Annotated in this window: 19 protein-coding genes, 1 other RNA gene and 1 pseudogene; 13 read left to right on the top strand and 8 right to left on the bottom strand. The window is 70.3% G+C overall.

The genetic code is table 11. The features are described from left to right. Nucleotides 1-621: 621 nt before the first annotated feature. Nucleotides 622-1,581 (bottom strand): NADPH:quinone oxidoreductase family protein, encoded by a 960-nt coding sequence (locus tag ABZ717_RS04395; protein WP_358505450.1) that lies wholly within the window; start codon nt 1,579-1,581, stop codon nt 622-624. A 223-nt stretch (nt 1,582-1,804) separates the two neighbouring features. On the opposite strand from ABZ717_RS04395, the gene ABZ717_RS04400 reads away from it, so the two are divergent. From ABZ717_RS04400 to ABZ717_RS04420, 5 genes are all read left to right on the top strand, one after another. Further along, complete coding sequence (locus ABZ717_RS04400) at nt 1,805-3,301, top strand: carboxylesterase family protein (RefSeq protein WP_358505453.1); 1,497 nt, start codon at nt 1,805-1,807, stop codon at nt 3,299-3,301. Nucleotides 3,302-3,397: 96 nt separating this feature from the next. After that, the gene (locus ABZ717_RS04405; protein WP_358505456.1) at nt 3,398-4,141 is read left to right on the top strand and encodes a GTP pyrophosphokinase family protein; all 744 of its coding nucleotides are present in this window, start codon (nt 3,398-3,400) and stop codon (nt 4,139-4,141) included. Between the two features lie 122 nt (nt 4,142-4,263). After that, nucleotides 4,264-4,767 carry a 2Fe-2S iron-sulfur cluster-binding protein gene (locus tag ABZ717_RS04410; RefSeq protein WP_358505459.1) on the top strand — a complete coding sequence of 168 codons (504 nt, stop codon included), beginning with the start codon at nt 4,264-4,266 and terminating at the stop codon, nt 4,765-4,767. Beyond that, nucleotides 4,764-5,753, top strand: coding sequence for a xanthine dehydrogenase family protein subunit M (locus ABZ717_RS04415; protein ID WP_358505462.1), 990 nt, complete (start codon nt 4,764-4,766; stop codon nt 5,751-5,753). Before ABZ717_RS04410 ends, ABZ717_RS04415 begins: the two co-directional genes overlap by 4 nt. 8 nt (nt 5,754-5,761) lie before the next feature. Next, nucleotides 5,762-7,849, top strand: a complete 2,088-nt coding sequence (locus ABZ717_RS04420; protein ID WP_358505465.1) for a xanthine dehydrogenase family protein molybdopterin-binding subunit — start codon at nt 5,762-5,764, stop codon at nt 7,847-7,849. Nucleotides 7,850-7,985: 136 nt separating this feature from the next. On the opposite strand, the gene ABZ717_RS04425 is transcribed toward ABZ717_RS04420, so the two are convergent. Continuing rightward, a complete protein-coding gene (locus tag ABZ717_RS04425; RefSeq protein WP_358505468.1) occupies nt 7,986-10,430 on the bottom strand; it encodes a Tex family protein in 2,445 nt (814 codons plus the stop codon). 135 nt (nt 10,431-10,565) lie between these two features. After that, nucleotides 10,566-10,919: a hypothetical protein gene (locus ABZ717_RS04430; protein WP_358505471.1), complete on the bottom strand. Its 354-nt coding sequence runs from the start codon at nt 10,917-10,919 to the stop codon at nt 10,566-10,568. Between the two features lie 196 nt (nt 10,920-11,115). On the opposite strand from ABZ717_RS04430, the gene ABZ717_RS04435 reads away from it, so the two are divergent. After that, entirely contained in the window at nt 11,116-11,754 is a 639-nt protein-coding gene (locus ABZ717_RS04435) for a helix-turn-helix domain-containing protein (protein ID WP_358505474.1), read from the top strand. A 38-nt stretch (nt 11,755-11,792) separates the two neighbouring features. After that, on the top strand, nt 11,793-13,076 hold the full coding sequence (locus ABZ717_RS04440) for an MFS transporter (protein WP_358505477.1): 1,284 nt from the start codon (nt 11,793-11,795) through the stop codon (nt 13,074-13,076). Between the two features lie 56 nt (nt 13,077-13,132). Here ABZ717_RS04440 and ABZ717_RS04445 read toward each other — a convergent pair whose 3' ends face one another. From ABZ717_RS04445 to ABZ717_RS04455, 3 genes are all read right to left on the bottom strand, one after another. After that, nucleotides 13,133-13,996 carry a deoxyribonuclease IV gene (locus ABZ717_RS04445; protein ID WP_358505480.1) on the bottom strand — a complete coding sequence of 288 codons (864 nt, stop codon included), beginning with the start codon at nt 13,994-13,996 and terminating at the stop codon, nt 13,133-13,135. Nucleotides 13,997-14,043: 47 nt separating this feature from the next. After that, a complete protein-coding gene (locus ABZ717_RS04450; RefSeq protein WP_358505483.1) occupies nt 14,044-14,865 on the bottom strand; it encodes an alpha/beta hydrolase in 822 nt (273 codons plus the stop codon). An 85-nt stretch (nt 14,866-14,950) separates the two neighbouring features. Beyond that, nucleotides 14,951-16,345 carry an FAD-binding oxidoreductase gene (locus tag ABZ717_RS04455; protein ID WP_358505486.1) on the bottom strand — a complete coding sequence of 465 codons (1,395 nt, stop codon included), beginning with the start codon at nt 16,343-16,345 and terminating at the stop codon, nt 14,951-14,953. 41 nt (nt 16,346-16,386) lie between these two features. Between ABZ717_RS04455 and ABZ717_RS04460 the strand changes: the two genes are divergently transcribed. The 6 genes from ABZ717_RS04460 (at nt 16,387) to ABZ717_RS04485 (ending at nt 20,652) form a co-directional block, all read left to right on the top strand. Further along, nucleotides 16,387-17,373 carry a WYL domain-containing protein gene (locus tag ABZ717_RS04460; protein ID WP_358505489.1) on the top strand — a complete coding sequence of 329 codons (987 nt, stop codon included), beginning with the start codon at nt 16,387-16,389 and terminating at the stop codon, nt 17,371-17,373. Between the two features lie 41 nt (nt 17,374-17,414). After that, a complete protein-coding gene (locus ABZ717_RS04465) occupies nt 17,415-18,287 on the top strand; it encodes a Nif3-like dinuclear metal center hexameric protein (protein ID WP_358505492.1) in 873 nt (290 codons plus the stop codon). Nucleotides 18,288-18,371: 84 nt separating this feature from the next. Next, on the top strand, nt 18,372-19,133 hold the full coding sequence (locus ABZ717_RS04470) for a C4-type zinc ribbon domain-containing protein (RefSeq protein ID WP_358505495.1): 762 nt from the start codon (nt 18,372-18,374) through the stop codon (nt 19,131-19,133). Then, nucleotides 19,130-19,777 (top strand): histidine phosphatase family protein, encoded by a 648-nt coding sequence (locus ABZ717_RS04475; RefSeq protein WP_358505497.1) that lies wholly within the window; start codon nt 19,130-19,132, stop codon nt 19,775-19,777. Before ABZ717_RS04470 ends, ABZ717_RS04475 begins: the two co-directional genes overlap by 4 nt. Before the next feature lie 11 nt (nt 19,778-19,788). Continuing rightward, nucleotides 19,789-20,174: RNase P RNA component class A (rnpB, locus tag ABZ717_RS04480), an RNA gene on the top strand. A gap of 334 nt (nt 20,175-20,508) precedes the next feature. Beyond that, nucleotides 20,509-20,652, top strand: a complete 144-nt coding sequence (locus ABZ717_RS04485) for a hypothetical protein (RefSeq protein ID WP_190318368.1) — start codon at nt 20,509-20,511, stop codon at nt 20,650-20,652. On the opposite strand, the gene ABZ717_RS04490 is transcribed toward ABZ717_RS04485, so the two are convergent. Beyond that, on the bottom strand, nt 20,604-22,943 hold the full coding sequence (locus ABZ717_RS04490; protein ID WP_358505500.1) for a bifunctional SulP family inorganic anion transporter/carbonic anhydrase: 2,340 nt from the start codon (nt 22,941-22,943) through the stop codon (nt 20,604-20,606). The two genes, ABZ717_RS04485 and ABZ717_RS04490, sit on opposite strands and share 49 nt — an antisense overlap. 332 nt (nt 22,944-23,275) lie before the next feature. Continuing rightward, nucleotides 23,276-24,024: pseudogene (locus ABZ717_RS04495) on the bottom strand (hypothetical protein); the annotation flags it as partial.

Below are 24,024 nucleotides of genomic sequence, written 5' to 3' on the forward strand. Positions count from 1 at the left end.
CGCTGCCAGAGCACCCGACATTGCCTTGACGCGTGCGGTGCGGGCGGCAACAATCACGCGGCGGGGAAGGAGGGAGAACCCACCCCCACCCCGCCAGACCACCGGAAGGTTCTCGACCTGAGGCGCCCCACAAGAGACCTGAGCAACGCCCAACAACCCCAAAGCTCCCCAGCTCAGGCGCCCCACCAACCACCCGACACCCCCAGACACCCAAGCCGCCAAGCCGCCAAGCCGCCAAGCCGCCAAGCCGCCAAGCCGCCAAGCCACGATGCCCCGAACTCGCTCGGCTACGACTCTCTGCTCTGCCGCGTCACCGGACGGGCAGAAGGATCAGGGTGAAGGACGGCTGAAGGACGGCTGAAGGCGTCAGGACATCGCGCTGCGGGCCACGGACGAGACCGGAGCCGGCGTGGTGGCCGGCGGAGAAGCCAAAAGAGATCTACATCGTCAAGGTGATGCGATCATGCGCTTGATTGTGACCGATGCGATTGATTTACGAACGTCCTGGTCTCCAGAAGTCCCGAAGAGTCGGCCCGAAAAGTTCCAGACGCGCGCATCCACTCCCCACGTCGAGGCCGCGAACCACCGGCCCCGACGTGGACACAGGGTGAGAGCGCGAACTCAGGCGGAGGTGTCCAGGGTCAGCTTGCCGGTGGTGGCCCGTGAACGAAGGTCCTCGTGGGCCCGGCGGGCCTCCGACAGCGGGTAGCTCCGGCCCTGGATCGGACGCAATTTCCCCTCGGTGACCAGGGCGAAGAGCTCTCGCATGGCGGTGCCGACCACGTCTCCGGGAAGCATCCAGGCGTGCGGCAGCCACATGCCGGCGACCGTGGTGGAGAAGCGCATGAGGTTGGCCGGCTGGACCGGTTTGGGCGCCTCACGGGAGGCCATGCCGTAGAACGCCAGGCGCCCGAACGGCGCCAGGGCGCGCACGCTCTCGTCTGTGACGCGCCCGCCCACCATGTCGAGTACGACGTCCACGCGGCGGCCCTCGTTGGCCTCGATGAGTGCGGCGGTCATGTCGGGCGCGGCGGAGTCCACCACCGCGTCGGCGCCCAGTTCCAGGGCCAGTGCGCGCTTGTCCTCGCTGCTCGCCACCGCGATCACCCGGCCGGCGCCGAAGTGCGCGGCCAGCTGCACCGCGAGGGTGCCCACGCCTCCGGCGGCGGCGTGCACCACCACGGACTCTCCGGGTTCCATGCGCACGCTCTTGCGCAGCAGGATCCAGGCGGTGGCGCCTTGGACGATGAGGGCGAGGGCGGCTTCGTCGGAGACGCCCTCGGGGATCTCGTAGGTCATGTTCGGGTCGGCCACGGCCTTCTGGGCGTAGCCGCCGCCCCCGTTGAGCAGGCCCACGACGCGGCGGCCGTCGGCGGTGCGTCCGGCGATCTCGGCGCCGGGGACCATCGGCAGTGTGGAGGGGGCCAGATAGCTGTTCTCGGCTTGATGGGTGTCGGCGAAGTTCACGCCGCTGTGGGTGACGTCCACGAGGAGTCGTCCCGGGCCTGGCTCGGGGTCGGGCAGTTCGGTGGGGACGAGGACCTCGGGTCCGCCGAACTCGGTGATCTGGATGGCGCGCATGAGGGGTCCTTCCATCGGGGAGGCATACCGACCAGATGGTATGACATGGGGAGAGTGATGGCGCGGGCGCCCCGCCTGGGTCCTTCCTGGGTCGCCGCGGACACTCGGCCCAGGGTCGCGGCGTCCGGCCTGGTGAAGGCGTCGGAGTGGTTCGGGGCTTGCGCGGACAAACCTAACGTTGTTAGGTGGGGTGGACGCCGCGAACCCCCGAGGAGACCCCCACATGGACGCCGAGCAGATCGTGACGACCGTGAACGGACCCGTTCGCGGCACACCCTCGACCCGGGCCGAAGGGGTCACGGTCCATCGCGGCATCCCCTACGCCGCCGCGCCCTTCGGCGAGCACCGCTTCGCCGCCCCCGCCCCGGCCCCCCTCTGGGACGGGGTACGCGACTGTTCGGGGTTCGGTCCGCCCCCGCCCCAGGGCGAACAGCTCATCGGTGCCGCGCACTGGGACCCCGACACCTCGCTGGACTGCCTGGTCCTGAACGTGTGGACCGCCGCCTCTCCCGACTCCCCGGCCCCGGTCCTGGTGTGGATCCACGGCGGCGCCTACATCGTCGGATCCGGCGCCGAGGGCACCTACGAGGGCTCCCACCTGGCCGCCGAGGGAACGGTGGTGGTGAGCGTCAACTACCGGCTGGGCTTCGAGGGCTTCGGACACGTGCCCGGACGCCCCGACAACCGGGGACTGCTCGACCAGGCCGCCGCCCTGCGCTGGGTGCGCGACAACATCGCGGCGTTCGGCGGCGACCCCGACAACGTCACCATCGCGGGTGAGTCCGCCGGTGCCGGGTCCGTCATCGGCCTCATGGCCATGCCCGACGCCCACGGTCTGTTCCGGCGCGCCATCGCCCACAGCGTCCCCGCTGACACGATCACCGTCGGCACCGCCCGACGGGTGTCGGAATCGGTGGCCAAGGCCGCCGGGGTGCCGTTGGAGGCCGAGGCGTTGGCCGTGCTGGCCCCGGAGGAGATCCTGGCGGCCACCGACGTGGTCCTGTCGGGCAGCGGTACGTCGAGCAGGGGAGTGCGCACCAAGGCGTTCACCTGCTATGCGCCGGTGGTCGGCGGCCCCGAGCTCCCCGAGGAGCCGCTGGCGGCCATCGCCCGCGGCGACGCCACCGGCGTCGACCTGCTCGTCGGTCACAACACGGAGGAGTACCGTCTGTTCACCGAGCTCGGCCAGTCGGTGGAGATCGACGGTGAGGAGGCCTTGGCGGCCACCGCCGCCCATCTGGGATTGGGCGAGGACGCCGTGGGCGTCTACCGGTCGGTGTACCCCGACGTCTCACTACGCGGACTGTTCAACGAGATCCGTGGCGACGCCATGTTCTGTGAGTACTCGGTGCGTGTGGCCGAGGCGCAGGCCCGGGCCGGGGGCCGTGCGCACTTCTTCCGTTTCGCCGCCCAGAGCCGCACGATGGAGGGCAGACTGGGCGCCTGCCACGCTTTCGACCTGCCGTTCGCCTTCGGTAACCTCGACAGTGACCTGGCGGTCTTCCTGTGCGACGGCGAGCCCGACGAGGCGCTGCGAGCGCTGTCGGCGCGGATGGTCGCGGCCTGGCGTGACTTCGCCGCCACCGGTGATCCGGGATGGTCCGCGGTGCGACCGGAGAGCACCGTGGTGCGGGTGTGGGACGTGACCGACTCCGTGCGGGAGGGCGATGACTCCCCGCTCCGAGGGCTGTGGTCGAAGGTGGACTTCGCGCCGCGCTAGGTGCCCGCCGGCACCGGCCCCGGTGGCTTCGGCGCCGTCCACGGCACCGATGTATAACATGCGATCAGGGGGTCCATGGTGTCCGAGGGGACTGTTGTGGTGGAAGAGGTATCGGATGCGTTGTCGGAGGCGCGCGAGGACGTCACACGCTTCCTGCTGTCCTACAAGTTCGCCATCGACACCCTGATGGCGAAGGTGAACATCCTCAACGAGGAGTTCCGCTACACCAACGACCACAATCCGATCGAACACGTGGACTCTCGGCTCAAGTCACCGGCCAGCATCCTGGAGAAGGCGCGCCGGCGCGGCGTATCGCTGGACCTGGAGAGCATCGCCAGGGAGATCTTGGACATCGCCGGGATCCGGGTGACGTGCAGTTTCGTCTCCGACACCTATGCGATCCGGGACATGCTGTCAGGACACGAGGACATCCAGGTCATGGAGGAGCGGGACTACGTCCGCTCTCCCAAGGCCAACGGCTACCGGAGTCTGCACCTGTTGGTGCGCACCCCGGTCCGGATGTCGGACCGGACCGTCGAGGTTCCGGTGGAGATCCAGATCCGCACCATCGCGATGGACTTCTGGGCGAGTCTGGAGCACAAGATCTACTACAAGTACGCCAAGTCGGTGCCCCAGGAGTTGTTGGACGAGCTGCGGACGGCGGCCGAGACCGCGAATCGGTTGGACCAGACGATGGAGCGGTTGCACAGCGAGGTGCGTGAACTGGGCGACCGTGCTCAGGTGCCGCTGCCGGGGCCGGAGGAGCTGCGCAGGATCCCGATCGCCGACGAGTTGTTGGACGCCCTGGCCGAGAGGGTCAACGCGCGCCGTACCGATTGATCCCGGCCCGCCCGGCAAGAGCCGGTAAAACCTGGTGGCTCGACACGTTCCGACCGTTTGGCCGGTGCTCTGTGCGGTAACCCGTGGGGACGGGACCCGTCCGCTCTGGGGAGGAACCGGCCTTGGACACCACGATCACTTTGACGGTGGACGGTGAGCGCCGCGAGCTCACCGTCGACACCCGCACCACACTGCTGGACGCGTTGCGCGACGGTTTGGGGGTGTACTCGCCGAAGAAGGGCTGCGACCACGGCCAATGCGGCGCCTGTACCATCCTCCTGGCGGGGCGGCGCGTCCTGGCCTGCCTGGCCCTGGCCGTCGCTCACGACGGCGCGGAGGTGACCACGGCCGCGGGGCTCGGTCGGGGTGACGAGTTGCATCCGGTCGCGCGGGCGTTCCTGGACCACGACGGTTTCCAGTGCGGTTACTGCACGCCGGGGCAGATCTGTTCGGCGGTGGGCATGCTGGCCGAGGCCGAGCGGGAGTGGCCCAGCCACGTCACCGAGGACCTGGACGCTCTGGTGGAGATGGACGAAGCCGAGATCCGGGAGCGCATGAGCGGCAACATCTGTCGTTGCGGCGCCTATCCGGGCATCGTCGGCGCGATCGGGGAGGTCCTTCGATGATCCCGTTCGCCTACTCCCGTCCCGGTGACGCGGCCGAGGCGGTCGCGGCCGTCGCCGACGACCCCGGCGCGTCCTTCCTGGCCGGCGGCACCAACCTGGTCGACCACATGAAGCTGGGGATCACCTCGCCCACGGCCCTGGTGGACGTGCGGGAGGTGGTCGACGACGGTGTCGAGGAACTGCCCGGGGGTGGGGCCCGGATCGGTGCGGGGACGACCAACAGCGAGTTGGCCGCCCATCCGTTGATCCGCCGCCGCTATCCGTTGCTCTCCTCGGCTCTGCTGGCCGGGGCTTCGGGGCAACTGCGCAACATGGCCACGACCGGCGGGAACCTGCTCCAGCGCACCCGTTGCGTCTACTTCCAGGACGTCACGACCCCCTGCAACAAACGTGAACCGGGCAGTGGTTGTTCGGCCCTGGAGGGGCATGGGCGCGACAACGCCGTTCTGGGCGCCTCGGAACAGTGTGTGGCCACCCACCCCTCCGACATGGCGGTGGCGATGCTGGCCTTGGACGCGCAGGTGCGTGTGCTGGGCCCGTCGGGCGAACGTCGGGTGCCGCTGGCCGACTTCCACCGTCTGCCGGGGGTCGAACCCGAGCGCGACACCGTTCTCGAACACGGCGAACTCATCACCGCGGTGGAACTGCCGGCGCCGGAGGAAGGAGCCCGGTCGGCCTACCGCAAGGTACGTGAACGGGCCTCCTACGCGTTCGCGCTGGTCTCGGTGGCCGCGCTGGTGCGTGTGCGGGGCGGACAGATCACGGACACGCGGATCGCCTTCGGTGGCGTGGCCCACGCCCCATGGCGGGCCCGGCGGGCCGAGGAGGTGTTGCGGGGTCGACCGGTGACCGAGATGGCGTTCCGGGTGGCGGCCGAGGCCGAGTTCGCCGAGGCGCGTACCGGCCGGGACAACGCCTTCAAGGTGCCGTTGGCGATCAACACTTGCGCGGCGGTGCTGCGCTCTTTGACGGGGGTGAACGGGTGAGTGGCGAGATGACGGGCGCGAGGACCGGGGCCATCGGTGTGCCGATGGAACGGTTGGAGGGGCGGGCCAAGGTGACGGGCACCGCCCCCTATGCCTATGAGCACTCCTTCGAGGGCGCCCTGTACCTGCATCCGGTGCTCTCGACCGTGGCCCGGGGGCGGGTGCGTTCGATGGACACGGCGCGGGCCGAGGCGGTCGAGGGGGTGCGGGCGGTCCTGACCCCGTGGAACGCTCCGCGCCTGGCTCGGACCGACGACCGCGAGTTCACCGTTCTGCAGGACGGTGAGGTGTACTTCCGCGGCCAGTTCGTCGCCGCCGTGGTCGCCGACGGTCCCGAGGCCGCGCGTCTGGCGGCCGATCTGGTGGTCGTGGACTACGAGGTCCACCAACACCAGGTGGATCCGTCGGTGCCCGGCCGGGAGACCTATCGGCCGAGTGCGGACGACACCGGGGTGGAGGCCGACACCGAACAGGGCGATGTGGAGAGCGCCCTGACCGAGGCCATGGTGCGGATCGACCGGACCTACCTGACGCCGCGCGAGTACAACAATCCGATGGAACCGCACACCACGATCGCGCTGTGGGAGGAGGGTCCCGATCGGCTCACGCTGTACGACTCCACGCAGGGTGTGCACGTGGTGCGCGGGACCGTCGCGGAGGTCTTCGGGCTCGCATCCGAGCGGGTGCGGGTGATCTCCCCGCACGTGGGTGGCGGGTTCGGTTCCAAGGGGTCGGCCCACGCCCACAACGTCGTGGCGGTGTTGGCCGCGCGCGCCCTGCCCGGGCGTCCGGTGAAGTTCGCGCTGACGCGACGGCACATGTTCTCGTTGGTGGGGTACCGCCCGGACACGCGGCAGCGGATCCGGTTGGGCGCCTCGGCGGACGGCCGGCTCGGTGTGCTCGTCCACGACGTGGTGGAGGCGACTTCCCGGGCCAAGGAGTACGCGGAGATGAGCGGTGCGTGCTCGCGGATGATGTACGCGTCGCCCGCTCGTCGAACGTCGCACCGGTTGATCCCCTTGGACGCGCCGATCCCGTTCTGGATGCGTGCGCCCGGGGAGGCGCCGGGGATGTTCGCGCTGGAGACGGCGATGGACGAACTCTCCTACGCCTGTGGTCTGGACCCCATCGAGTTGAGGATGCGCAACGAACCGGAGCGGGATCCCGAGAGCGGTCTGCCCTGGTCGGGACGGAACCTGGTGGAGTGCCTGCGTCGGGGCGCGGAGCGGTTCGGCTGGTGGGATCGGGATCCTCGGCCCCGGGCGCATCGGGACGGCGATCGGTGGGTGGGCACCGGGATGGCCGCCGCCACCTATCCGAGACTGATCATGCCGGGGTCGGAGGCCGAGATCGTCCACGAATCGGATGGGCGTTACACGGTCTCCATCGGGGCCGCCGACCTGGGCACCGGAACCTGGACGGCCCTCACCCAGATCGCCGCCGACGCACTGGGTTGCGACACCGCGCGCGTGCGGTTGCGGATCGGGGACACGGATCTGCCCTCGGCCAGTGTGGCGGGTGGTTCGTCGGGGATCTCCTCGTGGGGTTCGGCCCTGGTGGCGGCGGCTCGTGTCTTTCACGAGGAGCACGGGAACGATCCGGCCGTCGGGGCACGGTCGCGGGCCGGTACACCGCAGGACCCGGATCGGGAGAGGTACGCACTGCATTCGTTCGGTGCCCACTTCGCCGAGGTGCGGGTCGACGTGGACACCGGTGAGGTGCGCGTGCCGCGGATGTTGGGGGTCTTCTCCGTGGGGCGGATCATCAATCCGAGGACCGCGAAGTCGCAGTTCGTGGGCGGCATGGTGATGGGGATGTCGATGGCCCTGCACGAGCAGGGCGTGGTGGATCCTCGGTTCGGCCACGTGGTCAACGGTGACCTGGCCGAGTACCACGTGCCCGTGAACGCGGACGTGGGTCGGGTGGATGCGGAGTGGCTGGAGGAGTCGGATCCGCATGTGAACGCCCTGGGTGCGGCGGGGGTCGGTGAGATCGGGATCGTCGGTAGCGCGGCGGCGGTGGCCAACGCCGCCTTCCACGCGACGGGCACCCGGGTGCGTGAGTTGCCGTTGACTCCGGACCGGTTCCTGGTGTGAGCGTGGCGGGTCGTGCCGGCGAGCACATCGTCTACACGGTTCGGCAGGCCTGGCGTATGGAGCGGGGTGGAGGAGGGGCCGGGGAGGTGTGTCCTCCCCGGCCCCTCGTGTGCCTCGTGGTGCTACTCGCTACTCGCTACTTGCTCAGGCCGGCACGGCGCAGGGCGTCGGCCATGGCGCCCGAGGGGGCAGGGGCGTTGTCGCGTCCGCCTCGACGGTCGCCGCCGTTGCCGCCTCGACGGTCGCCGCCGTTGCCGCCTCGCTTGTCGCCACGGCCCTTGCCGCCGCCGCCGCCGTTGCCGTTGCCGCGACGGCGTTCGCCGCCGCGTCCGTCGCGCTCACCTCGCTCACCACGGTCGCCGCGGCCGCCGCCCTGCGGGGCCTCGTCGTCCAGGCGCATGGTCAGCGAGATGCGTTTGCGCGGGATGTCCACGTCCTGCACCTTGACCTTGACGATGTCACCGGGCTTGACGATGTCGCGTGGGTCTTCCACGAACTTGTTGGACAGCGCCGACACGTGCACCAGACCGTCCTGGTGCACGCCCACGTCCACGAACGCGCCGAAGGCGGCCACGTTGGTGACCACGCCTTCCAGGATCATGCCCTGTTCGAGGTCGCCCAGCTTCTCCACGCCCTCCTTGAAGGTGGCGGTGGCGAAGGCCGGTCGAGGGTCGCGGCCGGGCTTGTCCAGCTCGCTGAGGATGTCGGTGACGGTCGGCAGACCGAACTTGTCATCGACGAAGTCCTCGGGGCGGATGTTTCCGAGCGCCTTCTTGTTCCCGATCAGCGTGGACAGGTCGCCGCCGGTCGAGTCCAGCATGCGTCGGACCACCGGGTAGGCCTCGGGGTGGACCGCGGAGGCGTCCAGCGGGTCGTCGCCGCCTGGAACCCGGAGGAAGCCCGCGCACTGTTCGAAGGCCTTGGGGCCCAGGCGCGGCACCGAACGCAGCGCCTCTCGGGTGCGGAAGGGGCCGTTGGCGTCACGGTGGGCGACGATGTTGCGGGCCAGGGTGGAGGTCACCCCGGATACTCGGGTCAGCAGCGGTACCGAGGCGGTGTTGACGTCCACGCCCACACCGTTCACGCAGTCCTCGACCACCGCGTCCAGTGAACGCGAGAGCTTGGCCTCGGCCAGGTCGTGCTGGTACTGGCCCACGCCGATGGACTTGGGGTCGATCTTGACCAGCTCGGCCAGGGGGTCCTGCAGACGGCGCGCGATGGAGGCGGCGCCGCGCAGGGACACGTCCAGGTCGGGCAGTTCCTCGGAGGCGTAGGCGGAGGCCGAGTACACCGACGCGCCGGCCTCGGAGACCATCACCTTGGTGAGCTTCAGGTCGGGGTGAAGCTTGATGAGGTCACCGGCGAGCTTGTCGGTCTCTCGGGAGGCGGTGCCGTTGCCGATCGCCACCAGTTCCACGTTGAACGCGGCGCACAGTTCGGCCAGGCGGCCGATGGAGCCGTCCCAGTCACGGCGTGGGGCGTGCGGGAAGATCGTGTCGGTGGCCACGACCTTGCCGGTAGAGTCGGTGACGGCGACCTTCACGCCGGTGCGCAGGCCCGGGTCCAGGCCCAGTGTGGAACGGGTTCCGGCCGGGGCGGCCAGCAGCAGGTCGCGCAGGTTGGCGGCGAAGACGTTCACGCCGTCGTCCTCGGCCTGTTGCCATAGGCGCATGCGCACGTCGATGTCCAGCCGGACCAGGACGCGGGTGCGCCAGGCCCAGCGCACGGTGTCCTGTAGCCATCGGTCGGCCGGTCGGCCCCGGTCGACGATGTCGAAGTGGGAGGCGATGGCGTTCTCGTAGCCGCTGCGCGGCACGGTGCCGTCGGGGCCCGGGTCGGGGGTCTCCTCCGGCTCCAGGTTGAGGGTGAGGATCTCCTCCTTCTCGCCCCGGTACATGGCCAGCACGCGGTGGGAGGGCAGCGCGGTGAGGGGTTCGGAGAAGTCGAAGTAGTCGGCGAACTTGGCGCCGGCCTCCTCCTTGCCCTCACGGACGGTCGAGCCCAATCGACCCTTCTCCCAGAGGCGTTCGCGCAGGTGGCCGGTGAGGTCGGCGTCCTCGGCGAAGCGTTCCACCAGGATGGAGCGGGCGCCGTCCAGGGCGGCCTTGGTGTCGGCCACGCCCTTGTCGGCGTCCACGTAGGAGGCCGCGACCTGCTGCGGGTCCTGGGTGGGGTCGTCGAACAGTCCGTCGGCCAGGGGTTCGAGACCGGCCTCGCGGGCGATCTGTGCCTTGGTGCGGCGCTTGGGCTTGTAGGGGAGGTAGATGTCCTCCAGACGGGCCTTGGAGTCCGCCGCGTTGATGCGGGCCTCCAGCTCGTCGTCCAACTTGCCCTGGGAACGGATCGACTCCAGGATCGCGGCTCGACGTTCGCCCAGTTCACGTAGGTAACGCAGGCGTTCCTCAAGTTCGCGCAGTTGGGCGTCGTCCAGCGCGCCGGTGACCTCCTTGCGGTACCGGGCGATGAAGGGCACGGTCGACCCGCCGTCGAGGAGCTCGACGGTGGCACGGACCTGGTGCGTGCCCACGCCGAGTTCCTCGGCGATGCGCTGGTCGATCGTGGGTGTCACAGGGGTCGTCACTTGGTCAAGTCCACTCTTCGGCTGTTCGGTGCGCGGACATTCTCGCGGCGCGCGGGGGTGTTGTCATCCCGGCACGTCGTCGGTTCGTCACTCCCAGGTTCCCGCATCCGTGGAGGTGGTCGGTCCCGGGAGGTGTCAGGAGCCGTTGCCTTCGAGGAAGTCGGGGGCGTAGTACTCGTCGACGGGTGTGGGTCCGCGGTAGCCCTGGCACATGCACTGGCGGTAGGTGGAGTCGGCCTGTCCCGTCCAGCGGCCGGGGATGACCACCTGGGTCAGGCAGCGCTTGGTCTCCTGATCGTGGAAGACGAGGTTGTGACCGCAACCGCAGATGGGCTGGGGGTTGGCGGGTCGGCCCTGGCCGCCGTGGAGGGCGCGGGGGTCTTGGTGGGGGTGGAACTGTCGGGTGATCTGCCGCTTGGTGGTGGCCCGGCCCGCGAGGTATCCACCGACCGCGATGGCCACTCCGATGACCATGGAAACCGGATCCATGCGGTGACACGCTCCTTTGTCCTGAAACTCTTGCGCCTCGGCTCGCGCTCGACGTGCGCTCGCTCCCATTGTCACCCATACGACGGTGGCTGACGAGGAGGAGGTTCCTTCCTCGGGGGAGCGGTTCCCCGAAGTTTCCCAAAGAAAATTCTGCAAAGGTATTTTTGCAAAGGTATCTTTGGGATACGGTTTCGGTATGAGCGAGGAACCCGAATCCACCCCACCCCGGCCCCTCGACGTCGGTGCCGAGGCCCTGCGCGGCCTGGCCCACCCTCTGCGTGCCCGCATCCTGGACGATCTCCGGTCCCGGGGCCCGGCCACCGCCACCATCCTGGGTGAACGTCTGGGGGAGAGCAGCGGCTCCACCAGCTACCACCTGCGCCAACTGGCCCGGTTCGGGTTCGTGGAGAACGACCCCGGACACACGGGCAAACGGGATCGTTGGTGGCGGATCCGCCCGGGCGGCTGGCGTTTCAACGGAATCGACCACCTGCGCGACCCGGCCACCCGCGAGGCCGCCGAGATCGTCCTGGACCGCTACTACGGCGGGCGTCGGGAACGGCTCGACCGGTGGCACGCCTTGACTCGGGAACGGCCCGACGAACCGGCGGTGCGCCGCTGGCTGCAGGCCATGCAGGACTCGGTCTCCCACGCGCGGATGACCCCGCGGGAGACCGAGGAGTTCGCCGGTGCGCTACAGGAGTTCATCCGCTCCTGGACCCGCCGTTTCGATGGCCGAACGGCCCGAAGCCACCCCGACACCGAGGCGGTGGAGTTGCAGACCGACCTGTTCCCCGACCTCGTCGAGGAGGACGTCGAACCCGACGAGCGGTAGAGCCACCTGAGATTCCACCCCCCATCAGGAGCCACACCATGACCACCGCACCCACCACCACGAACACCACCCGCACCGAGCGTCTGGGCGCCGACTTCCACCGTTTCTGGGGCGCCGGCGTGTTCACCAACCTGGCCGACGGCATGCTCGTCGTGGCGTTGCCGCTGATCGCCGTGTCACTCACCCAGGACCCGCTGCTCATCTCCGGGTTGACCGCCGTGCGGTTCCTGCCCTGGCTGCTGTTGGCCCCGTTGTCGGGGGTGCTCATCGACCGAGTGCACAGGATGCGCGCCATGGTCGTGTCCAACACCCTGGCCACCCTGGTCATGGTCGCCCTGTTGCTGTCCCTGGTGACCGGGAACCTGACGATCTGGGTGCTGTACGCGGCGATCTTCGCGGTCATCACCTGTGAGACCGTCACCGACCCCGCGAGTCGTATCGCGGTGGTCCGGCTGGTTCTCCCACGCCTACTGGACCGGGCCAACAGCCGGGTGGAAGGGGGCCGGCTGGTCGCCCAGGACTGCCTGGGGCGGCCGGTGGCCGGCTTCCTGTTCGCGGCCGGCGCGGCTGCGCCCCTGCTGGGCATCGCCGGTTCCTACGCCCTGTGCGTGGTGCTGTTGTGCGCCATCCCGATGGTGTGGCGCCGCTCCGTCCCGGCCGGCGAAGAGGACTCGCGTACCGAGTCCGAGGGGTTCTGGCGCTCGACCGGGGAAGGGTTCCGACAGGTCTTCGGCGACCGGATCCTGCGCGGCAACATGCTCTGCAACGCCGGGATGATGATCGGCGCGAACATGGGCGGCGCCGTGCTGGTGCTCTACGCCCAGGGCGACCTGGGGGTCTCGGCCGCCTACTTCGGGGCCTTCACCATGTCCTCGGCGGTCGGTGGTGTGCTCGCCACGCTGGTGACGGACCGACTGATCGTCCGTCTGGGACGGCGCACGGTCGTCCTCGGCGGTTACCTGGGGGTGGCCGCGGCGTCGGTGGCGGTGGCCCTGGCCCCTGGTGCCTCCACGGCCTTCGTCTTCCTGGTCGGACTCGGATTCTGCATCGTGGCCTCCAACATCGCGGCGAGCCCCTACTACCAGACCGTGGTCCCCGACCGTGTGCGCGGGCGGGTCAACGGGGCGAGCAAGATGATCGGTTGGGGCATCACCCCGATCGGAGCGCTGCTGGGCGGGACACTCGGGCGCGTCGACCTCGCGTTGCCGTTCCTCGTCGGTGGGGTGATCATGGCCGGCACCGCGCTCCTCGCCAGGAAGGTCATCGCGGAGACGGCCCGCCGGGCCGACCTGGCCCTGTCCGAGGAGGCTCGGCAGGGGTGAAGGAGACGGGCCCGCCGAATCGGGAAGATCCGGTGGGCCCGGCGGGCGATGCCGTCTCAGGCCTGCTCGCGCAGCTTCTTGAGGGTGGTCACGTCCTCGGCGTGGGGACCCTCCGGCCCGGGGGTCTCCAGGGTGATGGGGACCCCGGCGGTCACCGGGTGGCGGAACAGCTCGGCGAAGGGTTCGGCGCCGATGTGGCCCTTGCCGATGTTCTCGTGCCGGTCCTTGTTGCTGCCGCACGGCGCCTTGGAGTCGTTGCAGTGGATGAGTTTGAGCCGGTCGGCGCCCACCACCTCGCCGAAACGGTCCAGCGCCTCGCGCATGCCCTCCACCGTGGAGATGTCGTGCCCGGCCGCGAACAGGTGCGCGGTGTCCAGGCACACACCCACGTTGGGGTGCCAGTCCAGGGCCTCGAAGTAGGGGACCAGGTCGTCGACGGTGGCGCACAGCACCTGACCCTGCCCGGCCATGGGCTCCAACAGCAGCGGGGGCACGTCCCCGCCCAGCCGTTCCAGCATCGGCAGCAGGCGCTCGCGGGCACGGGCCAACCCGTCCTCACGGGTGCCCGAGACGGCCGAACCGGTGTGCATGACCGCGCCCAGCGCGCCGATCCGCGCGCTTCGCCGCAGTGCGTGCTCCATCGAGGTGATCGACTTGGCGGCGGTCTCCTCGCTGGGGGTGCCCGGATTGATCAGGTAGGGGGCGTGCACGAACACGGGCAGGTCGGCGCGCTCGCGCATCATCGCGTCCTGGGCGGGGTCGCCGTCGTTGGTGGCCCACCCGCGGGGGTTGGACACGAACACCTGGACGGTCTCGGCGCCGATCTTCTCCGCGTAGGCCAGGCCCTTGGTGGCCATGCCGCCCGCGACCGGGACGTGCGCGCCGATCGGGGACTGAGGTCTTTGTTCGGTGTTGTTCATCGTCGAACCACCTTAGGCCGTGCGGCCGCTCACACGGGCGGTGGCCCTCAGCGACGTTCGCGCAGTTCGGTGAGCATCCCGGGGAGTTCCCACAGCACGGTGACGTGGCCGTGGTCGGGCAGCATGCGCAGTTCGGTCCCGGGTACGAGCCCGGCGGTGTGCGTGGCGTGCGCCAGGGGCACCACGGTGTCCTGGTCGCCGTGGGCCACCAGGAACGAAGAGGCGACGGTCGAGGGATCGAAGGTCCAGGGGCGGCCCTGGACCCAGGCGTCCTGGGTGTAGCCGCCGACCCCTTGGGCGAAGGCCTCCTTGGCCGAGGCGGCCAGGTGCGGGACGTGTCGGGTGGCGAACAGCCTCCGGTCCGGTTCGGGCCACTCGGAGGGGCCTTCGCCGAGGTTGCGCTCGCCCCATTCCAGGGCGGCCCTCTCGTCGGGCAGCCGCATCATGGCGCACTCGTCCGGTGAGTAGCCCTCCCACGCCGGTGCCCAGGAGAAGTCGGTGACCCCGCCCAGGACGACCGTGCCGTGCACCCGGTCGGGCAGCAGGGCGGCGGTGACCACGCCGTAGGGGCCGCCGGAGGAGTGCGCGGCCACCAGGAACCGGTCCAGGCCGAGGGCGTCGGCGAAGGCGGCCATGTCCTCGGCCCAGTCGGTGAGGGTTCGCCCCGGGGCGGGGGCCGAACCACCGTAGCCGGGCCGGTCCGGGGTGAGCACCCGCAGACCGGCCGACCTGAACTCGGCGTGCTGGTCGCCCAGGTTCCGGCGACTCATCGGGGCGCCGTGGAAGAACAGGACGGGGGTGCCGTCGGGGTCGCCGATGTCGGTGTAGGCGACCTGACGTCCCTGGAGCTCGACCGTGGTGTCCCGCATGCAGTTCGCGCCTCCCGCTCGGTGGTGCCCGCACTCTAGGCGGCGCCCTCTCCGGCGGCAAACAGGGGACACGCCTTGTGGCCCCTCACCGTCGCGGGGTCAGGGGCCGGTTGGTGTGGACGCGGCCGTGCGGGTCCACTCGGTCCCGGATCGCGACGAGCCGGGCCAGGGCGTCGGGTTCGTACATGCGTGCCACGTCCGAGGTGGGGACCGGACCGAAGTTGAGGTTGCTCGCGAGCCCCAGGGTGTGTTCGGTCAACAGGCCGGTGGCCCGCGCGCGCAGATCCGCCATGGCGTCGGTGTCGTGCGGGGTGGCGAAGGTGAGCACGCCCAGGGCGTGGGTGGCGGCACGGTGGCTCACCGCGGCCGGGACCTTCGGCGGCCGTGACATGGCCCCGCCCAGGTGACGCAGCGACACCAGGCTCATGAAGGGGCGGTCGGCCGCCATCAGCTTCGACAACGCGGTCATCGCGTCCTCGCCCGGGTCGGTGAGCATCATCGCGCGGCCTCGGTAGGGCGCCGGGTCGTCGTGGTCGTCGAAGACCGTCTCGGACTCGGCGTAGGGCAGGACGCGCGTGGTGTCCCTGAGGACGGGAGCGATGGACCGCAGCGGCTCCACCCACGTCGGGCCCTGCGCCAGGGGGCCGCACCAGGCCATGGACAGCTGGACCACCATCCGTCCGCGCATGGGCTCGGGTACGCCCTCCACATCGGGGTAGACCAGGGCGCAGGCCCCGGAGGTCATCTCCTCGGGCACCGTGGCGGTCCAGCGCAGCCACGCGGCCAGGGCCTCGGGTATGTCGGTGGCGTCCAGGTACAGGCTGCCGCCGTACAGGTGGGAGACCGGGAACAGCGCGAACTCCATCCCGGTGACCAGGCCGAACGATCCTCCGCCGCCGCGCAGTGCCCAGAACAGGTCGGGTTCGGTCTCGGCCGTCACCCGATGGGTCTCACCGTCGGCGGCGACCAGGTCCAATGCGTGCACGTGGTCGGCGGCGTATCCGTGCCGGCGGCCCATCAACGACATTCCACCGCCCAAGGTGTAGGAGACCGCGCCGACCGCGGGCGCGCTGCCCGACAGGGGTGCGAGCCCGTGCGGGGCGGCGGCGTCGATGACGTCCCGCCAGATCGCCCCGGCCCCGACCCGGGCGGTGCGGCGCCGGGGGTCCACCTCCACGGTGTCCAGGGCGGTGGTGTCCACCAGGATTCCGCCGCTCGCCCCGGTGCCGCGGCCGTGCCCGGTGCGTTGCGCGGCCACGGGTACGCCCAGTTCGGCGGCGGTGCGTACGGCGGTGCGCACGTCCTCGGTGTCGGTGGCGCGCAGTACGGCGTCGGGTGTGTGCGGGGACAGGGATTGGGCGCCGGAGCGGGCCCGCTCGAACCCCTCGGAGCCGGGTGCGTACACCCGATCCCTGTGCGCCTGTCCCAGGCGCGCTCGCAGTGTCCTCGTCACGTCGTTCGTGTGCTTCTGATCGCTCATGTGGTCACGGTAGAGACCAATGCGGTCACATCATGGCCGCGATGGCCGGCAGGATGATGGGCATGGTCGAGACCGAGTCGGTCCGCGCGGGATTGCCGCAGCGGCTGTTGCGCCTGTTGTCCCTACTTCAGGTGCGCCGGGAGTGGAGCGGGGCCGAACTCACCGAACGGCTCGGTGTCAGTGCTCGAACCCTGCGCCGTGACGTGGAACGCCTGCGCGACCTGGACTACCGCGTCGAGGGCACCCCCGGGGTGGCGGGCGGCTATCGGCTGGTCTCCGGCTCGGACCTGCCTCCGTTGCTGCTGGACGACGACGAGGCCGTGGCCATCGCCATGGGATTGACGACCGTGCAGGGTGTGGGTGAGAGCGCGCTGCGTGCCCTGGCCAAACTCGAACGGCTACTGCCCGCCCGCCTGCGCCCCCGGTTGTCGGCGGTGGCCGGGGCGACCTCGACCGTGCCCCACCCCGACACCCCGGGCGTGGACCCCACGGTCCTGGGGATGCTGGCCGCCAACAGCCGCGATCGGGTGGTCACCGACCTGGTCCACCGTTCCCGTTCCGGGGAGCGCACCGAACGTCGCGTCGAACCCCACCACCTGGTCCTGCACGGTGGGCACTGGTACCTCATCGCCCACGACACCGACCGTGCGGACTGGCGGACCTTTCGGGTCGACCGGATGAGCGACCCGCGGCCCACCCATGGGCGCTTCGAGCCCCGCGAGCTGACCGCGCCCGACCCCGCGACCTTCCTCACCCGCCACTTCGCGCGCGGCGAGTACCGCTACACCGCCACGCTCACCCTGGGGCTGCCCGCGGAGGAGGTGCGTCGGCGCGTGTACGGGCCCCTGCCCGGCTCCCTCACCCCGTTGGACGAGGGGCGTTGTCGGGCACGGCTCAGCGCCGACACCGTCGACCTGGTGTGTCAGTACGTCGCGGTGTTGTCGGCCCTGGGCGCCGAGTTCACGCTGGAGGCCCCACCGGAGGTCACCGACCGTCTCCACGCTCTGGGTACCCGGCTCGGCCGATGAGGCGTTCGAGTACGTGCGCGGTGCCACGGAACGTTAGTCTCGTGCCCGTGAGCACCTCGACCACGCCCTCGGCCACCCTTTCCGACGTCGTCACCGCCTTCGAGGAGGTCTACCCGCCATCGTGGGCCGCCTCCTGGGACGCGGTCGGCCTGGTCTGCGGAGACCCGGAACAACCGGTGGATAAGATCCTGTTCGCGGTCGATCCGGTGGACGCCGTCGTCGACGAGGCCCTCACCCGGGGCGCCGACCTGATCATCACGCACCATCCGCTCATGCTGCGCGGGGTCACCAGCGTGGCCGCGGACACCCCCAAGGGTCGGATCGTGCACCGGCTCATCCGTTCGGGTGTGGCCTTGTACACCGCACATACCAACGCCGACACCGCCTCACCGGGGGTCTCCGACGCCTTGGCGCGCGCCGTCGGGCTCACCGGACAGCTGCGCCCGCTGGACCCCGACACCACCGACCCCGAGGGACGGCGTGGAATCGGGCGCATCGGTGAACTGCCCGCCCCGCTCGTGCTGGGCGACTTCGCCGACCAGGTCGCCCGAGGGCTGCCGGCCACCGCCGCGGGCATTCGGGTCGCCGGAGACCTGGACCGCCTGATCAGCACCGTGGCCGTCTCCGGTGGCGCCGGGGACTCCCTGTTGGGCGCGGCCCGCGCCGCCGAGGTGGACGTCTACGTCACCTCCGACCTGCGCCACCACCCGGCCTCGGAGTTCGTCGAGCGGGCCGGTGGTCCCGCCCTGATCGACACCGCGCACTTCGCCAGTGAATGGCCGTGGTTGGCCGACGGTGCGAGCCACCTGGGCGACGCGCTCGGGCGTTCGGTCGGCCCGAATGGGGCTAACGTGGAGATCCACGTGTCGACCACCGTGACGGACGCCTGGTCACGGACCTTCCAACACGTGTAGAACCCGCAGTACCGAAGACCACAACTGCACAGAGCGCGGGCGGCCCTCGAAGGCCTCCCCACCGCGATCCTCAGGAGACCCCAAGTGAAAGCCGAACCCGCCGCGCAGGCCAGACTCCTCGACCTTCAGAGCCTGGACTCCGAACTCCAGCTTCTGGAACACCGTCTCCACACCCTGCCCGAGATCGCCGAGGCGGCCCGGCTCAAGCAGCGGGCCGACGCCCTGGAGGCCGATCTGATGGCGGCCCAGACCAAGGCCTCCGACATCCAACGCCACCAGCGCAAGGCCGAGAGCGACGTCGAGCAGGTGCGAGCCCGTGCCGACCGTGACGCCAAGCGTTTGGAGTCGGGTGCGATCACCAACGCCAAGGACCTGCAGAACCTGCAGTCGGAGATCGAGTCGTTGGGGCGTCGCCAGTCCGAGCTGGAGGAGATCGTCCTGGAGGTCATGGAGGAGGCCGAGACGATCAACGCCGACGTCGTCCGTCTGGGTGAGGAGCGCGAGGCCGCGGTGGCCGAAGTCACCGAGGTCACCGCCCGCCGTGACACCGCCGCCGCGGAGATCCAGTGGGACCGAACCCGCCTCGGTCAGGACCGTGAGCGGGTGGCCGGTGAGATCCCCGACGACCTGATGAAGCTCTACGACAAGCTGCGCGGCCAGTACGACGGTGTGGCCGTCGCCCCGCTGCGCTATGGCCGCTGCAACGGTTGCAAGTTGGCGTTGAGCACCATGGAACTCAACGAGATCCGGGCCGCGGCGGCCGACGAGATCGTCCGCTGTGAGGACTGCCGACGCATCCTGGTGCGCACCGAGGAATCGGGCCTGCACGCCCCCGTCGCGGAGTGAGCCGCGCCTGGGGTGCGCCCGACACCGAACCGACCCGGCTGCTCCTGCTCCGGCATGGGCGGACCCCGCTGTCCGTCGAACGGCGCTTCGCCGGACGCGGTGACATCCCCCTTACGGAGACCGGTCACGCCCAGGCCGAGGCGGCCGCGCGCCGTGCGGCCGAAATCGGTGTGGACGTGATCGTGTCCTCGCCGCTCGCGCGTACCCGGCTGACCGCCGGGTACGCGGCCGACCTGCTGGGACTTCCGGTGGAGTTGGACGAGGGGTTCGTGGAGACCGACTTCGGGATCTGGGAGGGGTTGACCTTCGCCCAGGCGCGCGAACGCGACGCCGAGCACGTGGACCGTTGGCTGTCCGACCCCGAGACGGGGCCGCCCGGGGGAGAGAGTTTCGCCCGGGTGGCCGAACGCGTCGCGAAGGCTCGCGATGCCCTGCTGGAACGCCACCGGGGCCGTCGGGTGCTGCTGGTCGGCCACGTCACCCCGATCAAGGTCATCGTCCAGCAGGCGATGCTCGCCCCCATCGAGGCGTTGTACCGCATGCACCTGGACACCGGGTGCCTGACCGAGGTGGACTGTTACGCGGATGGCCCACAGGTGGTGCGCTCCCTCAACGACACCGCCCATTTGAAGGGGTTAGACTGACCCTCAGAGGGGGAGTCGGCCAGACGGTCGCGGATCCGCGTTCGGCGCGGGTTCGAGGAAAGTCCGGACTCCACAGGGCAGGGTGGTCGGTAACACCGACCCGGGGTGACCCGCGGGACAGTGCCACAGAAAGCAGACCGCCACCGTTCGCGGTGGTAAGGGTGAAACGGTGGTGTAAGAGACCACCAGCGGCCGGAGTGATCCGGGCGGCTAGGTAAACCCCACCCGGAGCAAGGTCAAAAAGAGAACCTTCGGGTTCTCGCGCGGATGTTCGAGGGCGGCCCGCCCGAGTCCGCGGGTAGACCGCACCGAGGTCGTCGGTAACGACGGCCCCAGATGGATGACCGTCCGGTCCGTCAGGACCCGACAGAATCCGGCTTACCGGCCGACTCCCTCCTCTCTTGGTGTCCGGCCTGCGAATACCTCGCCCATGGCCACCTCGATGGCCCACGAACCCGTCGATACGGCGTCGGTGGCCGCGCCCTTGTGATTGGTCTCGATCTCCCGCGCCGATGACCCCCGGTGCCCGACCGAACCCCGTCCCGCGGCGCGTATCGGCGTGGGGCCGGATACGCCGGGGATACGGGGATACCGCTTCGTGGTGATGGTCCGAACCCCTGTGGCACCGGTAGATTGACCCATGCGCTCCGGTCCCCCGGGGCACGAACGCCCGCGGGCCCGATGGGGTCGGGCCGACGGGCATCCGCGTTCATGGGAATGGGTGACTCTCGTTGGACTCCACCGCCGTCTGGGTGGTCCTCTTCGGCCTGCCGATCCTGGCGATCGTGGCGATCATCCTGCTCGCCATGTACCAGGCATCAGGCGTTCAGCAGGACGGGCGTGACGACGCCCCGGACGACGATTCCGCCGGCTGAGGCGGCGGGACCGGTTCGGACCCGCCCCCGACCCCCTGGACCGGATCGAAGCCGCCGGTCGCGGGGTCCAACAGGTGCACCCTCGCCGACTCCAGGTCGTAGTACATGCCCGAAAGGGTCAGCTCGCCCGACTCCAGTTTCTCGCGGACCGTCGGGTGCCTTTCGAGGTTGTCGAGCTGCTCGACCACGTTGGCCTGGGCCAGGCGACGTAGCGCCTCGGCGGTGGGCAGCGCGGTGAGCTCGGCGTGTTCGGCGTGGGCCCGTCGCAGGCTCGCGTCACCCTTGGCCAACCAGCGGCGGATGTGCGTGGTCGCCACTTCCTCGGGCTCTCGGTGGGTCCGGTCCAGGAGTGCCTGCATGGCCCCACAGCGAGAGTGACCGCACACCACGATGGAGGGCACCCGCAACACGTTGATCGCGTACTCGATCGCGGCGCCCACGGAACCGTCGGGGTCGTCGGGGGCGGGCACCAGGTTGCCCACGTTGCGCACCGTGTACAGGTCGCCGGGTCCGCTGGCGGTGATCAGGTTGGGCACCACCCTGGCGTCGGCGCAGGTGATGAACAGCGCGGTGGGACGGTGGCCGTGTTCCAGTCGGCTCATCACCGAACGCATACGGTCGGCGGTGCTCGCGTGGTACTCCCGGGCTCCGGCGGTGAGCAGACCGATCGGGTGGGCCTCCTCCTCGGTCCGGGCGCGGTCGCGCATGTCCCAGGGCGCCCACCAACGGCCCTTGGGCACGGTCTTGGCGGCCGGGGCGGAACGGGTGGAGCTGCGCGCGTACCACTGCTCGTGCACCTCGTCGATGTCCACGCTTCCACCGGTGCGTTCGTGGTCCACCCGCCAGGCGTGGATGGCCTCGAAGGCGGCGTGGTCCATGAAGTCCACGTGCAGGTCCAGGTCCACGCGGGTTCCCGTCGGGACGGTGCGCAGCACGTGCGTGAGGCGGGGCACCCCCAGGAACGTGAGTGAGCCGTCCACCGTCACGTGCACGCGACCGTCGTGTTCCTCGGTGGTCACGGTGAGCCTGGTCAGCCGTCGCAGGGACATGATCATGGCGAGCGCGAACCCGATGCACACCCCTTCCAACAGTCCCAGGAACACCACGGTGGACAGGGTGATCAGGTAGACGGCGGCCTCGTGGTGGCGGCGCAGGTCGCGCAGGTGCGCCAGGGACACCATCTGTGTGCCGATGAACACCAACAGCGCGGCCAACGCCGCCATCGGGATCAGTTCGACCACGTGTGCGAAGAACGCCACGAACAGCAGGATCCACACCCCGTGCAGGATCGTGGAGAGCGGGCTTCGGGCCCCGGCGCGCACGTTGGCGGTGCTGCGCACGATCACCCCCGCGACGGGCAGCCCACCGAGGGCGCCGCTGACGGTGTTGGCGGCGCCCTGGCCGCACAGTTCGCGGTTGAGTCGGACGCGGCGGCCACTGTGCAGGCGGTCCACGGCGATGGCGGCCAGGAGCGATTCGACACTGGCGACCATGGCCACGGCCGCCACCGCCAGGGCGATTCCGTGCCACTGGCCGGACTCGGGCAGGGCGGGTCCGTTCCACGCCTGGGCCAGGGAGGCGGGCAACGTGACGGTCTCGACCTCCCAACGTCCCAGGGTCGCGATGACGGTGGCGGTTCCGACCGCGACCAGCGCGGCCGGGATCACGCCCGGTCGGACCCCGGCGATGGCGGGCAGCCGGTTCCAACCGAACATGATGGCGATGGTGACGACCCCGACCAGGACCGCCGCGGTGTGGTTCTGCGCGACCTGTCGAGGCAGGTCGGCGATGTTGGCCAGGGCGGAGCTCTGGGGCGCGCCGCCCAGGACCACGTGGAGTTGGGCCAGGGCGATGGTCACGCCCACCCCGGCGAGCATGCCGTGGACGACGGCGGGGGAGACGGCCAGGGCGGCGCGTGCGATGCGGAACGCGCCCAGGGCCAGTTGGACCAGGCCCGCCAACAGCGTGATCAGGCAGGTGACCCGCCAGCCGTAGGTCAGGATCAGGTCGGCGACGATGATGGTGAGTCCGGCGGCGGGGCCGCTGACCTGGACCACCGAACCGCCGACCAGGCCGGCGACGATGCCGCCCACGACGGCGGCGATGATGCCCGCGATGAGGGGCGCGCCGGAGGCGACGGCGATCCCCAGGGACAAGGGGACGGCGACCAGGAAGACCACGAGGGAGGCGCCGATGTCGGCGGCCGGTCCCTTGCGGTCCGGGTGGGTTTCCGGCGGCGGGGAGGTCTCTCCTCGCCGCCCGGGTAGTGCTCCCTGGACGTCGTTGCGCATGGTTGCTCCGTTCGGGTCGAACCGGGCGGGTGCGCGCGAGGGCGCACGTGGACGGGGGTGTGCGGCGGTGCGCCTGACAGCGGGGACACCCCGATGAGTGCATGTTCAATCACTCATTGTAGTCAATATTCATGACACCGAGTGACGAATCATCGCGGTTCTGGTGACCGCTCTCGTCACTGGGGGCGTCGGGGAAACGAACGGGACATAAGAAAACCGAGGTGGCGGGGTTTCCGCCACCTCGGTGGGATGAGGCGATGAATCCGATGTCGTTCCCGCGGGGCCGGGTCGATGTCACGCTCGGTCGCCCGAGGCCGGTCCCGGCCATACGGTCACCGGAAGCGCCCGTCCTCGTAACCGCCCTCGTAGTAGTCCTGGCCGTAACCGGGGCGGGGCTCCTCGTCGTAGGGTCCCTGGCCCGGCCGCGGGGCGGGGCCACCGTACCGCGGGCCCGCGCCGGGTCGTTCGCCCTCGGGGTGCCGGTCGTCCACCTGTGGGTAGCCGTAGTCCGAGGGTGGGAAACCCCCGCCCAGCATGTCCGAGTAACCGCCTTGGCCACCGGGGCTCTGCGGGGGCCCTCCCTGGCCCAACGGTCGTCCGAACCGATCGGTCTGTGGTGGCCGCTGCTCGCTGTAGGGCAGGCCGCTGAACTGGCCGCTCTGGTAGGCGCCGTACCCGGGGTCGGCGGGGTATCCGCCGGTCGGATACGGGGCGGATCGACCCGGCCCGTCCTGTCCGCCGGGTCCACCGGGCATCTGCGTGGGCCGACCGGACCCCCCGTAACCGGGTCCCTGCGGGGAGTCCCACAGGGGGGCGTTGCCTCCGTGGCCCGTGCCGGGGGCCCCGGGCATCGTGGGCCCGCCCGGAGCCATCGGACCACTCGGGACCCCGGGTCCACCGGGCACGCCCAGGGCACCCGATGCGCCGGGAGTGTCGAACCGGCCGAGGTCACCCTGGCCGGTCGGTCCGCCCAGGTGGCCCGACCGGGTGTGGGTGCCGCTGTCGTAGGGGTTGCGTTGGTGGGTTCCGGTGTCGTACTCGGGTCGGGTGAAGGAGTCGGTGTCGTAGGTGGGGCGGCTGT

Source organism: Nocardiopsis sp. NPDC006832 (assembly GCF_040635885.1).
Taxonomy (GTDB): domain Bacteria; phylum Actinomycetota; class Actinomycetes; order Streptosporangiales; family Streptosporangiaceae; genus Nocardiopsis.

Bases quoted from the DNA above. Each gene is read 5' to 3' on its own strand.
- ABZ717_RS04400 (WP_358505453.1), top strand. From the start codon at position 1,805: ATGGACGCCGAGCAGATCGTGACGACCGTGAACGGACCCGTTCGCGGC.
- ABZ717_RS04420 (WP_358505465.1), top strand. From the start codon at position 5,762: ATGACGGGCGCGAGGACCGGGGCCATCGGTGTGCCGATGGAACGGTTG.
- ABZ717_RS04455 (WP_358505486.1), bottom strand. From the start codon at position 16,345: ATGAGCGATCAGAAGCACACGAACGACGTGACGAGGACACTGCGAGCG.
- ABZ717_RS04440 (WP_358505477.1), top strand. From the start codon at position 11,793: ATGACCACCGCACCCACCACCACGAACACCACCCGCACCGAGCGTCTG.
- ABZ717_RS04430 (WP_358505471.1), bottom strand. From the start codon at position 10,919: ATGGATCCGGTTTCCATGGTCATCGGAGTGGCCATCGCGGTCGGTGGA.
- ABZ717_RS04415 (WP_358505462.1), top strand. From the start codon at position 4,764: ATGATCCCGTTCGCCTACTCCCGTCCCGGTGACGCGGCCGAGGCGGTC.
- ABZ717_RS04445 (WP_358505480.1), bottom strand. From the start codon at position 13,996: ATGAACAACACCGAACAAAGACCTCAGTCCCCGATCGGCGCGCACGTC.
- ABZ717_RS04450 (WP_358505483.1), bottom strand. From the start codon at position 14,865: ATGCGGGACACCACGGTCGAGCTCCAGGGACGTCAGGTCGCCTACACC.
- ABZ717_RS04490 (WP_358505500.1), bottom strand. From the start codon at position 22,943: ATGCGCAACGACGTCCAGGGAGCACTACCCGGGCGGCGAGGAGAGACC.
- ABZ717_RS04395 (WP_358505450.1), bottom strand. From the start codon at position 1,581: ATGCGCGCCATCCAGATCACCGAGTTCGGCGGACCCGAGGTCCTCGTC.
- ABZ717_RS04435 (WP_358505474.1), top strand. From the start codon at position 11,116: ATGAGCGAGGAACCCGAATCCACCCCACCCCGGCCCCTCGACGTCGGT.
- ABZ717_RS04460 (WP_358505489.1), top strand. From the start codon at position 16,387: ATGGCCGGCAGGATGATGGGCATGGTCGAGACCGAGTCGGTCCGCGCG.